The sequence below is a fragment of the Tissierella pigra genome (genome assembly GCF_018917845.1).
Lineage (GTDB): Bacteria > Bacillota > Clostridia > Tissierellales > Tissierellaceae > Tissierella > Tissierella pigra.
In genome coordinates, this window is record NZ_JAHLPJ010000001.1 from 2,569,680 (window position 1) to 2,582,781 (window position 13,102).

At 29.7% G+C, this 13,102-nt stretch carries 10 protein-coding genes and 2 riboswitches; of the genes, 1 reads left to right on the forward strand and 9 read right to left on the reverse strand.

What is annotated here, in order from left to right; translation table 11 throughout:
* Positions 1-134: 134 nt before the first annotated feature.
* The 5 genes from KQI41_RS12615 to KQI41_RS12635 all read right to left on the reverse strand — a co-directional run bounded on the left by KQI41_RS12615 (position 135) and on the right by KQI41_RS12635 (position 7,025).
* A complete protein-coding gene (locus KQI41_RS12615) occupies positions 135-2,516 on the reverse strand; it encodes a homocysteine S-methyltransferase family protein (protein WP_154441553.1) in 2,382 nt (793 codons plus the stop codon).
* Positions 2,497-3,174, reverse strand: coding sequence for a methionine synthase (locus KQI41_RS12620; RefSeq protein WP_154441555.1), 678 nt, complete (start codon positions 3,172-3,174; stop codon positions 2,497-2,499). The genes KQI41_RS12615 and KQI41_RS12620 overlap by 20 nt, the downstream gene beginning before the upstream one ends.
* Positions 3,175-3,249: 75 nt before the next feature.
* Entirely contained in the window at positions 3,250-4,134 is an 885-nt protein-coding gene (locus KQI41_RS12625) for a methylenetetrahydrofolate reductase (RefSeq protein WP_154441557.1), read from the reverse strand.
* A gap of 98 nt (positions 4,135-4,232) precedes the next feature.
* Positions 4,233-5,522 carry a homocysteine synthase gene (locus tag KQI41_RS12630; RefSeq protein WP_154441559.1) on the reverse strand — a complete coding sequence of 430 codons (1,290 nt, stop codon included), beginning with the start codon at positions 5,520-5,522 and terminating at the stop codon, positions 4,233-4,235.
* Between the two features lie 136 nt (positions 5,523-5,658).
* A riboswitch (SAM riboswitch) is annotated at positions 5,659-5,772 on the reverse strand.
* Positions 5,773-5,852: 80 nt separating this feature from the next.
* Positions 5,853-5,952, reverse strand: a riboswitch (SAM riboswitch).
* 89 nt (positions 5,953-6,041) lie between these two features.
* A complete protein-coding gene (locus KQI41_RS12635) occupies positions 6,042-7,025 on the reverse strand; it encodes a D-cysteine desulfhydrase family protein (protein ID WP_154441561.1) in 984 nt (327 codons plus the stop codon).
* A 288-nt stretch (positions 7,026-7,313) separates the two neighbouring features.
* On the opposite strand from KQI41_RS12635, the gene KQI41_RS12640 reads away from it, so the two are divergent.
* On the forward strand, positions 7,314-8,780 hold the full coding sequence (locus KQI41_RS12640) for a methyl-accepting chemotaxis protein (protein ID WP_154441563.1): 1,467 nt from the start codon (positions 7,314-7,316) through the stop codon (positions 8,778-8,780).
* A 68-nt stretch (positions 8,781-8,848) separates the two neighbouring features.
* Here the strand turns inward: KQI41_RS12640 and KQI41_RS12645 are convergent, their stop codons facing one another.
* The 4 genes from KQI41_RS12645 to KQI41_RS12660 all read right to left on the reverse strand — a co-directional run bounded on the left by KQI41_RS12645 (position 8,849) and on the right by KQI41_RS12660 (position 13,078).
* Positions 8,849-10,015, reverse strand: coding sequence for a baeRF6 domain-containing protein (locus tag KQI41_RS12645; protein ID WP_154441565.1), 1,167 nt, complete (start codon positions 10,013-10,015; stop codon positions 8,849-8,851).
* Positions 10,016-10,177: 162 nt separating this feature from the next.
* Positions 10,178-11,140, reverse strand: a complete 963-nt coding sequence (locus tag KQI41_RS12650) for an ABC transporter ATP-binding protein (RefSeq protein ID WP_154441567.1) — start codon at positions 11,138-11,140, stop codon at positions 10,178-10,180.
* Positions 11,127-12,116 carry an ABC transporter ATP-binding protein gene (locus KQI41_RS12655; RefSeq protein WP_154441569.1) on the reverse strand — a complete coding sequence of 330 codons (990 nt, stop codon included), beginning with the start codon at positions 12,114-12,116 and terminating at the stop codon, positions 11,127-11,129. Before KQI41_RS12655 ends, KQI41_RS12650 begins: the two co-directional genes overlap by 14 nt.
* Before the next feature lie 29 nt (positions 12,117-12,145).
* Positions 12,146-13,078 (reverse strand): ABC transporter permease subunit, encoded by a 933-nt coding sequence (locus tag KQI41_RS12660; RefSeq protein ID WP_154441571.1) that lies wholly within the window; start codon positions 13,076-13,078, stop codon positions 12,146-12,148.
* Positions 13,079-13,102 lie beyond the last annotated feature (24 nt).

Sequence of the window (13,102 nt, forward strand, 5' to 3'; positions counted from 1 at the left end):
GACTTTTTCACCTTTCAATATATAAATAGATTCTATAATGAAATGTTACTATGGTAATTTAAAAATCACATAAAAAAAGAAGCTTATAAAAGCTCCTTTTTATTATTAAATCATTTTTTATTATATCTTTAATTTTATCCTAATACTTTTCTCGCTATATTCACGGCCTCCCTTGCATCTTTAGCATAGAAATCTGCGTTTATCATATTGGCATAGTCATGATTTAATACAGCTCCTCCTACCATAACTACAAACTCTGGGTTTTCCTCCTTCAAGTCCTTAATAGTATCTTCCATATTTTTAACCGTTGTAGTCATTAAAGCACTTAGCCCTATTAATTTAACATCATTTTTTATTGCTTCTTTCACTATCTTTTCCTTAGGTACATCTTTTCCCAAATCTATAATTTCATAATTATAATTTTCCAATAAAACCTTCACTATGTTTTTGCCAATATCATGAATATCTCCTTTTACAGTAGCCAATATTATCTTCCCTTTGGAAATTTGTTCTTTTGAATCTATACTTAAATCTTCTTTTATGATTTCAAAAGAATTCTTTACAGTTTCTGCTGAACGTATTAATTGGGGAAGAAATATATCTCCATTTTCATATCTTTCTCCAATTAAATCTAGTGCAGGAATTATATATTCATTAACTATATTTAAAGGCTCTTTATAAGTAAGTAACCTTCTAGTTGCATCTTTAGCTTCCTCTTTTATTCCCTTCAAAATTATATTAAATAAATCCTCTTTAATATCCTGAGTGTCTTTTGAATTACTTTTGTCTTCTATACTTTCAAAGGAATTAATATATTCTTTTGCTCCCTTATCTTCATCCCACAGTACTCTGGATGATATTATAGTATCCATCATTTCTTTATTCATTGGATTTATTATGGCTAAATCCAAACCTGCATATATACTGGCTGCCAAAAATGTCTTATTTAGTAATTCACGGTTTGGAAGTCCAAAAGATACGTTAGATACACCTAATACAGTTTTTACCTTCAACCTGCCCTTTACCATCTCAATAGCTTTTAATGTTTCTTTAACTCCTTCTTGCTGTGCTGCAGCAGTTAATGTTAAACAATCTATATAAATATCCTCCTCAGATATATTATATTCCTTTGCTCTTTTTACAATTTTTTCTGCAATTTTAAATCTTTCAAGTGCAGTTGGTGGAATTCCTCTTTCATCTAATGTAAGACCTATTACAGAAGCACCATATTTTTTTACTATGGGAAGGATGCTATCTAGACTTTTATCTTCACCATTTACTGAATTCACTATTGCTTTTCCATTATATATTCTCAATCCTTTTTCAATGACTTTAGGATTAGTGGAATCAATTTGAAGAGGAATATTCAATACCCCCTGTATTTCTTTAATAACTTTAACCATAGTTTCCTCTTCATCTATTTCTGGCAATCCTACATTTACATCTAAAATATCTGAACCCGATTCCACTTGAACTATGGCTTCTTTTAATATATAATCTATATTCCCTTTAACTAAAGCATCTTTAAAAGCTTTTTTCCCTGTTGGGTTTATTCTTTCACCTATTACCTTTACTCCATTAATTATCACTGAATTTGTAGGAGTACATATACAGTTTATGGGACAATATTTTATTTCTTTTACTAAAACATTGTCTAATCCATTGACCAAACTCTTTATATGCTTATCTGTTGTTCCACAACATCCGCCTATTATTCGTACACCCTTTTCTACAAACCTTCTTCCATATAAAGCAAATTCTTCTGGAGAAATATTAAAAATTGTCTTTCCATTAACTATAGATGGTAATCCTGCATTCGCTTGAACCATAACTGGCACTTTAGAAATCTTTAATATTTCCTCTACTATAGGTTCTAATTCTTTAGGACCTAATGAACAATTAACTCCTAAAGCATCTACGCCTAATCCTTGTAACACCATAACCATAGACAAAATACTACATCCTGTAAATGTTCTTTTATCTTTTTCAAAGCTCATCGTACAAAATACTGGCAAATTTGAATTTTCTTTAGCAGCTAATATGGCAGCCTTTGCTTCATATAGATCTGTCATAGTTTCTATTAATATTAAGTCTACTCCGTTTTTTACACCTTGAATAATTTGATTCTTAAAAATATTATAAGCCTCTTCAAATTTCAATGTTCCCATAGGTTCTAATAGTTCTCCAATAGGTCCTATATCTAAAGCTATATATACATTCTTTGTTCCAATGGCTTTTTTTACATTTTTAACTGCCCCATGGATTATTTCCTCAACAGTATATCCGCTATTTTTAAGTTTCAATTCGTTAGCTCCGAAGGTATTGGTAGTTATAATTTTTGAACCTGATTCTATATATTTCTTATGTGTTTCAACTATTATTTCAGGTGATTCAATATTTAATTTCTCTGGTATCTCTCCTATCTTTAATCCTTTATCTTGTAAAATAGTACCCATAGCCCCATCAAATACTATAATTCCTTCCTCTAAATAATCTCTAACTCCCACAGCTAGCATCTCCCTTACTAAAATTACATATGCTATATTTATTACAATTTAAACAACTATTTTCTTCAACTTCTATATCTGTGCTTATTACTCCAGCTATTGCCGTAACTGATTTTCTAGGTATTAATATACTATTAGTTGAAGCCGTTAATCCTATTACTTTTTCAGCCCCTAATACTCCTAAAAATTCTTTTTGAATTTCTATTGGCAAATCTCCATAACCTGGACTATATCTTAATGTTAATTTTCTATTATCTTTAACAAGAACATTAGATATTTCTTTACATAATCTATCACATACCTCTTCAATAGCAACAGTAGCACAAGTATCCAATATTAAAGCCTTGGTCATATCTATCTTTTCATAATATCTTATTCTAGTATCCACATCATGACCTAAAGTCACAGCCATCAATATACAAATTTCAGACTTATTTAAATGTTTTTTTATATCATTTCCTCTTAATCTTAGATTACTATTATCTAATCTAATTTCTCCATTCCATCTTTGTATATGAAAAAAATTATAAATACTTTTTTCTTTCTTTAAACAATTTATTTCATATATAGACTCATCTATTAGTCTATCTGTTATACTATCTATTTCTTGATTTCCATGTCCTAAATATCTTAGAATTTCAGCTTTATTCTTTAAAGTATCAATCATAATAAATGACCTCTTTACATTATAAATTTAAAAACTTAATTAGTATATTATCTATTAGCCTTTAAGTATCTTATATTAAATTACACTTTTTCTATTGATTGAACTTAATATAAATTCTATATTCTTAGATATATTTTTGGCTATATAAGGATTATTCATAGTATATAGATGTATTCCATCTACTCCAAAAGAAGCTAAATCAACTATTTGTTCTAGAGCAAAAGCTATTCCAGCATCTCTTAGTGCAAGTTTATCATATTCATATTTGTTCATAATCCTAAGAAATTTATTTGGAAGTTTAGCACCACATAATGAAACTACTCTTTCAATTTGCTTTTTATTTATTACTGGCATAACACCTGCTTGTATTGGACCCTTAATTCCTTTTTGTTTTGCTTTATCTAGAAAATCATAAAAGTATGAATTATCAAAGAAAAGTTGCGAAATAAAATAATCAGCCCCAGCTTCTTCCTTTAATTTTAGCACCCTAATGTCTTTATCAACGTCCTTTTTACTCTCTATATGTCCTTCTGGATAACAAGCAGCAGCTATTCCTAAATTTCCACTTTCTTTTATATATTGTATAAGTTCTTGAGAATTATTAAACTCTCCTATTCCTATGTTACCAATATCGCCTCTAAGGGCTAATATATTATATATATCTTTATCTCTTAGTTCTCGAATTATGGAATCTATATACTCTTTACTTGAACCTATACAAGTTAAATGAGCTAAGGATTCAATTCCATATCTACTTTTAATAAAATGTGATAACTGACAAGTTCTATTATTATTAACACTTCCGCCTGCCCCGTATGTAACACTTATATAGTCTGGATTTAACACACTTAGTTCTTCTATGGTATCATATATAGTTTCCACTGGATAATCAGGCTTTGGGGGAAATATCTCAAAAGAAAAAACTAATTTTTTATCTTTAAATAATTGTTTTATTTTCATATTACCTCCTATATATCTTTAGAATATTTAATTATACATTATATATGTAAATTGCTTAATCTCTTTAGATTACAGCAATTTACATATAATTTGTTCTTCTAATTTATAGTCTTTTCAAGGGCTTGAGCAATATCTTCTATTAAATCATCTATATCTTCTATACCTATTGATAATCTTATTAAATCTGGAGTAACACCTGCTTTTAACATTTCTTTTTCGTTTAATTGTGAATGTGTAGTACTAGCTGGATGAATAACAAGAGATTTAGTGTCTGCCACATTGGCAAGATTTGAAAATATTCCTAATGATTCTATAAATTTTTTTCCTTCTTCAATCCCACCCTTTATTCCAAATGTAAATATAGAGCCTACTCCTTTGGGAAAATATTTTTTAGCAAGATTATTATACTTATTTCCATCTAAACTAGGATAGTTTACCCAAGAAACTAAAGGATGATTGTTTAAATATTCAGCTATTCTCTTTGCATTATATACATGTCTTTCAACTCTCAATGATAAGGTTTCAAGACCTTGTAGAAATAAAAAAGAATTAAAAGGACTTATTGCTGCTCCAGTATCTCTTAAAAGTTGTACTCTAGCTTTTACTATATAAGCCTCTGGTCCTATATCTTTGGCATATACTAGACCATTATAGCTTGGATCAGGTGTATTAAAATCTTTAAACTTAGGATTATCTAACCAATTAAATTTACCAGAATCTACTATTATTCCTCCTATTGAAGTACCATGTCCTCCAATGAATTTAGTTGCAGAATGAACTACAATATCTGCTCCAAATTCTATGGGCCTTATAAGATATGGTGTACCAAATGTATTATCGATAATTAAAGGTATATTATTTTCATGTGCAATCTTAGCTACAGCCTCAATATCAATTATATTTATTCCAGGATTACCTATACTTTCTATGAAAATTGCCTTAGTCTTTTCATTTATAGCATTTCTAAAGTTTTCTACTTCATCTGAGTCTACGAATACTGTATTTACTCCATATTTAGGTAATGTTGTAGAAAACAAAGCATAAGTGCCTCCATAGAGAGTACTTGCAGATACTATTTCATCTCCAGCACCAGCAATGTTTAAGATTGCATAAGTAATTGCAGCTGCTCCAGAACTAACAGCCAATGCTCCAACTCCTCCTTCTAATGCTGCCACTCTTTTTTCAAAAACATCTGTGGTTGGATTGCTCATTCTTGTATAAATATTTCCTTCTTCCTTTAGAGAAAAGAGATTTGCTCCATGTTCAACACTATTAAATACATAAGATGTAGTCTGATATATGGGAACAGCTCTAGAATTAGTTGTCTTATCGATTTCTTGTCCTGCATGTACTTGTAATGTATCAAATTTATATTTTATTTCACTCATTATAATCTCCCCTTTATTGTTTTAAATTTATTTGTTGCATAATAATAAATAAAGCTTCTATATAAAAAAACCTCCTTTCCTAATTTTTTATATTAGATGAAAAGAGGTTACATTTATATTCTATATAAACATTATCTTCTCATCTTCCCATAGTAACTTACACTTTGGGTAGGATTTGGCACCTTTTCAGACTGATCTGAAGGTTGCCGAGGTTTCTTAGGGCCTTTCCCTCCACCTCTCTTGATAAGAATATTTAATTGTTGATTTTTAAAATTATACTTATCTGCAATAAAAAAACCTCTTTAGCTAAAAAGAGGTAAAATTATCGTAATCTTATCTCTCAGCCAATGCCGTAGGATTTAGCACCATTGTATTTAATACTGGTTGCTGGGTTTCATAGGGCCTTTCCCTCCACCACTCTTGATAAGTCTTAATTTTAAATTAAACTAATTATATTAGATATATAAATATATGTCAACAGTTATTTTCTTTATTTCTTGATATTTTTATATTTTAATATTATTTCACCATACTTCTTGCAACACTATTCCATCCAAATATACCTCCAGTGTGGATAAATAATATATTCTTATGATTATCAAATGTTCCCTTTTTTATTTCCTCTACTAGGCCATACATAGCCTTTCCAGTATATACAGGATCTAAAATTAAACCTTCTAATTTTGCTAATTTATGAATAAATTCTATTTCATTTTCATTACTTAGAGCATATCCACTTCCAATATATCCATCTAAAATATCTATATCTTTTTTGTCTACATGAATTTCCTCTCCTGTATATATGGAGATTCCTTTAAATAATTTTAATACTATGTTTTTGAAGTATTCTGCATCATCACAGATATTTATTCCATAAACTACTGCATTATTATCTTTTATATAGTTTCCATAGTATAATCCTGCATAAGTACCACCTGAACCAACAGTACTAACAATGGCATCAAATTTTATACCTAATTCTTTTTCTTGGGACAATATTTCTTCCACTGCTGCACAGTAGCCTAGAGATCCTACTCCATTGGAAGCTCCCATGGGAATTATATATGGCTTATATCCTTCTTTTTCTAGTTCCTTTTTTATATTTTCCATAATGTTTTCTATATGAGAATTAAATTCTTCTGGAGCAACTAATTTTATCTTTGCTCCCAATATTTTATCTAAAAAATAGTTTCCTTCCAGTTCTGAATCCTGATTACCCCTCAGTACAAGATATACTTCCATACCTAGTTTTCTAGCTACTGCCGCTGTAGCTCTAGCATGATTTGATTGTATGCCACCACAGGTAATTAGATAATTACAACCATTATCTATGGCTTCTCTAACAGCATACTCCAATTTTCTAATTTTATTTCCTGATATTTCACCTCCTGTTTGGTCATCTCTCTTTATATAGATTTCTTTACCTAATTCTTCACTTAGTCGACTTAGCTTTTCGATTTTTGTTGGTAAATTTGCAAAGTTGAATTTTTCTGGTAATCTCATAAACACCCCTCCAATATATAGTTTAAATTAAAAATCTTTACAATATTATAGTATCAGAAGGTACTAATCCTTTCAAACAAAACCTTATCTAGGAATCATTAACACATTTCTATTAAATAAAATTATGAATCCAATTTATATCAATAAAAAGCATGGACTTTTTTAGCTTTAAGTTATATATTATTAATGTAATAATTTTCAACAACAAATATTTAGTATTATAATTTATTTTATATAAGATTCTAATATTGAATATTTCCCTTATAACTAATTTAAGAGGTGATTTTCTTGTTTAAAAGATTTTCAAAACCCCCATGTGATGAAGCATCATGTATAGTTAAATATGTAGAAGATTCCCTAAACGGAATATTGGTAGAAAAACCAAATGTTAAATATCCTATACATATTCAAGTATTTGAATACTTTCAAAAATTATTAGATAATGAAAATAAAATGTCTGAGTCAACTAAAGAAATACTTCATATACTTACTGCATTAAGTAGTTTCGATGTAGGGATGAAACATATTTCAAATCAATTAACGGATTTTGCACATGAAATGTCCACTTTAAGTGAATCCAATTTAGCCATGGTAGAAGAAACAACTGCAAGTATGAATCAAGTAAATGAGTCTGTTATAAATACTTCAAAAACTTTGGAGAGTTTATCAGCTGACTCTGAATTATTAGCTAGTAAAAACAATCATAGTATGGACTTACTTAAAGAAGTACAGGCTTTAAAGGATAATGTTATAGAAGATACTGGAATTATGAGTGAAAAAATACATCAACTAGTTAACTTAGCCACAGAAGTAGGTAAAATAGTAGATAGTGTACAATCTATAGCAGAACAAACTAATTTATTAGCATTAAATGCAGCTATAGAAGCCGCTAGAGCTGGTGAACATGGAAGAGGTTTTGCAGTTGTAGCTCATGAAATTAGAAACTTGGCTGATAATACAAAAGAGCAGCTTAATGGAATGAGAGAGTTTGTAAATAATATACATGGAGCAGCCCATGAAGGAAATGATAGTTTAAATCGTACTTTAAAATCTACAGAGGAAATGAATGAAAAAATAGAACTTGTCTATGATATAGTCACCGAGGATATAGAAATGCTTAAAACGGTGTCAGTAGATGTAGATAATATTCATAAATCTATGGAAAGTGTAAAATATGCAACAGATGAAATAAATCAAGCTATGGAAGCATCTACTACAGATTCTGAAAGACTTACTCATATGACTCATAGTATCCATAATGATGCAATACAAACTGTAGAATTTGCAAAACAATTATCTCAAATTGATAATCAACTTTCTACGATTGTATCTACCATGTTTCAAGGGTTAAAAGGTGGAGTTCACGGCCTTACAAACCAAGAGATACAAAACATTATAAAAAACGCCAAAATTGCTCATTTAAAATGGTTAGATGTTCTTAACCAAATTGTAACAGAAATGCACCTTTATCCTTTACAAACCAACTCAAAAAAATGTGCATTTGGACATTTTTATCATTCAATTAAAATAGAACATCTCGAAATTAAAGATGAATGGGAATCAATAGATAACATTCACCATAGTTTCCACAGTATAGGAGATAAGGTTATAACCGCAGTAAAAGAAAAAGATGAAGCGACTGCTAAGAAACTATATCTAGAAGCAAAAGATTTTTCAATTAAAATGATAGGTCTTCTAGATAAAATAGATGGAAAAATAATTGAATTAAGTCAATCAAATTCTTCTGTATTTTAAAATAAAAAATCCGAATAAATTTATTCGGATTTTTTTATAACCCATAAGAAAGTTTTACTTTTTTATTATTAGTACCTTAATACTGCTGCTATAGTTTTTCCATTAGGCATTTTATCTTCATCTACTGCATATACAGTCCCACCTCTTGTTATAGTTAAAGTAGCTACTAGTTCCATTAAATCTTGATTTTTTATTTTTTGTTCTTCGTGAAATTCTATTTTATTAGTTTCTGGGTCAAAATTACCCCATTGAGTTGCTCCCTTAGCAATAAATAATGTTTCCACTTGCCCATTATATGCCTGAGATAATATTTTCCTTAAAGAATCTGAAAAAAGCTTATTTCCTTGACCAGAATATTGTCTATATTTTTCCTCTGCTAATTCTTGTATCTTTAAAAATTTAGGCTCTATAAGAGTCCAGGCCATTTTTTGTAAATCATCTCCATATAATATTTCAGGATTTCCTTTTATGAATTCATCTAATATATTGGGATAGTTACTTATTTCTTTATATATGGGAATTAAATACTCTACACCTGCTAGTACTAAAGGTATTTCATCTCCTTTATATAACTTATTTAAAGGTTCATCTATTGCTCTAAAATACCTTATGAGTTCATTTCTTTCAAAATCATTTTCATTTCCTTGTCCCTGTGTTACACTATTGTATACTAATTCACTTGTACCACCTTGTGGATTTGCAGTTTTAATCGTTAAATTGGTTCTTGGATCATTATCTACTTCCATATCATGAATACTTCGTGGTGCTTCTTCCATCCTAATTTCTTTAACCATTTGCCTTGAAGCCTTAAACAATCTCATTTCATTTTTGCTTAAAGCCAATATAAGATATTGCCCATCTCCTGTAAATAAAGGAAATAATGGCTTTGTATAAAATTTATTTGACACTATTGTTTGTTCTTCTACTTCAAATGGAAGATGATAATAATTTATATTTTCTGAAGTTAGAAATACAGCTAATCCTTCAGTTTGATTTTGCCAAAATACCGTTTCATCTATTAAATCACTGGCAGATTTTAAAATATCTTTAACTTCATCTTTTTCTAATCCCATATTAAATAATTTATCTTCTGCATCTCTTATTCTTTGTTTAAATCTTATTGGATTTTGTTTAATGTCAACACCCATACGAAAGGTAGGAAAATACATTGATACACATAACTTTTCTTCTTTATTTATTAAATCTTCTAATTTCTTTCTAGTTAGTATATTCATTGCAACCTCCTCTAAAAATTATTTGATTTTAAAAAATTATTATCCTTTTTAATTTGCCCACTATATTATTCATTATGTTATAGTTTCTTTAGAATAAGAACCTATATATTGAAAAATCTCCAAATGTATTTTCAACATTTGGAGATTTTTGGTATTTATTTTTTAAAAATTTACTAAATGACAGGCAATCTGGTGTTCATCTAGCCCTTGGAGCTCTGGCTCATTTGATCTACATATATCCATACATTCAGCACATCTAGTGTGGAATGTACATCCTGTTGGAATATTAATAGGACTTGGAATTTCATCTTTTAATATTATTCTTTCTCTTTTGATATCTGGATCTGGTATAGGTGAAGCAGATATTAAAGCTTTGGTATAAGGATGTTTTGGTGTATTAAAAATTGTTTCTGCATTACCTACCTCAACTATTTTACCTAAGTACATAACAGCTACTCTATTACTTACATGTTTTATTACATTAAGCCCATGGGCAATAAATAAATATGATAACTTAAATTCTCTCTGTAAATCCATCATTAAATTTAAAATTTGAGATTGTATGGAAACATCTAAAGCAGACACAGGTTCATCACATACAATAAACTTAGGCTTAGTAGATATAGCTCTTGCAATCCCAATTCTTTGACGTTGTCCACCACTAAATTCATGGGGAAACCTATTTGCATCTTTTTTAGATAATCCCACTAGATTTAATAACCTTACTACTTCCTTGCTATATTCCAATGGCTGAACTATCTTATGTATTGTCAATGGTTGAGTTAATATATCCTGTATAGTCATTTTAGGATCAAGAGAAGCATAAGGATTTTGAAATACTACTTGCAAATCTTTTCTAATAGCTCTAAATTCTCTATCACTAATTTTTGATATATCTCTACCTTCTAATAATATCTTTCCAGCTGTAGGCTTTAGAAGTCTGAGTATTAACTTTCCTGTAGTAGTTTTTCCACTTCCCGATTCTCCTACTAACCCAAGTGTTTCACCGTGATTAATATGGAAACTTATACCATTTACTGCCTTTACAACTCCAGTTTCCATTTCTAAAATTGGAGTGCTTAACGTAAAATATTTCTTTAAGTCAACTACATCAATTATCGTCATATTTCTTTACCTCACTATTTTCATATAAAAAGCAACGAACTAAATGTCTTTCTCCTATATCTGCAAGGGCTGGTATTTCCTTCTTACATTTTTCCATAACATCTGGGCATCTAGTTGAAAAGCGACATCCTTTTGGAAAATCCGTTGGATATGGTACATTTCCTCCTATGGTATATAAAACCTCTGCCTTATCATCAGTTCTTGGGATACATTGTATCAATCCTCTTGTATATGGATTTAATGGATTCTTAAATAAACTAATCTTGCTGCTTTGCTCCATTATCTTTCCGCAATACATAATACAAACTCTATCTGCTATCTCAGCTACAACCCCTAAATCATGAGTAATTAGTAAAATAGACATGCCATTATCTTTCATTAATCTACGAAGTAAATCTAGGATTTCTGCCTGTACAGTTACATCCAATGCAGTTGTAGGCTCATCTGCAATAAGTAGCTTTGGTTCACATGCAATTGCCATAGCAATCATGATTCTTTGTCTCATACCTCCACTAAATTGTGATGGATAGTCTTTATAACGCTTGTCTGCATCTGGTATACCTACTAGCTCCATCATCTTTATAGCTTCTTTTTTTGCATCAGCTTTGGAGATTTTCTTATGTATAATAAGTGTCTCTGCAATCTGATTGCCAACCCTAATATATGGATTCAATGAGGACATAGGATCTTGGTAAATCATAGCAATATCCTTCCCTCTGATTCTTCGCATTTCTCTTTCTTTTTTACTTAATAAATCCTCTTTATTAAATATAATTTCTCCATTTACTATTTTTCCTGGTTCTTTAATCAATCCCATAATAGAAAGGGATGTAACAGATTTTCCACTTCCTGATTCTCCTACTAATGCTACTATTTCTCCTTTATTTATATTAAAATTAACGCCATCTACAGCAGGTATAACTTCATTATCTATATAAAAGTATGTTTTTAAATCCCGTACATCTAATAAACTCATTTCTTACCTCCCTTATGATTTTTTAAATATTAATTTTTAAGTCTTGGAATCAAAACTTGTCTTGTAATATCTAAAATAGTATATAAAGCAAAATAAACAATGGCTAAGATCACTGCAAGACCTAGAAATGCTACTGTACTGCTGCCATCAGCAGCTGGTCTACTATAAATATTTAACATTTCAAAGGCTAATCCTGGAAAGTAAAAAATACGTTCCACAATAAATAAAGACGAAAACATTATTGAAGCAATAGTTGGAAAAGAACCAATTAAGTCGGTAATTATATTTCTCATTATATGGTTTAGTATAATTCGTGACTCTGAAGCTCCCTTTCCTCTAGCTGCTAATATATAATCTCTATCATATACTACTTCTATTGATGAGGCTGTTATTCTTGCAATATATGCTGCTGGTACTAATGCTAATGCTATAGTAGGATATATGGATTGGCTCCAGTGTTCATATCCTATGTGCATAATAGGTTTCATACCAAGTATTGATATTTCATTTGTATATAAATAAAGTGCAGCAAGTTGTACTAAACTTATGGTTAATACATCTGGAACTGATAATGGAATTAAAGTCTGTAGTAGTTTAAAAGTAGATTGTTTTTTCTTCCTTCTACTGTCAAATATTCCTTTGGGAATACCAATTATAAGGGATAATATAGTTGCCATAAAAAAAATCCTCATACTTCTTCCCATGGCAATCTTTATGATTTCTCCTACATCACCACTTTTTCCCAATACCTTATGTTTCAAAAATTTCCCTGATGTTAAAAGTTTAATTGAATTCCATATATCTTCTTTATATATTTCTTTATTTAAGTTACTGATGATTTTCCCCTCAACTTCAGCAAAATCTAAATCTAAGGGAATATTTGCCATTACTATTACCATGAAACAAATGAAAATCAACATTGAAATACTTACTATGAGCTTAAATCCAATTTTTCTATACATCTTTCTCCTCCTTACATTTAAATC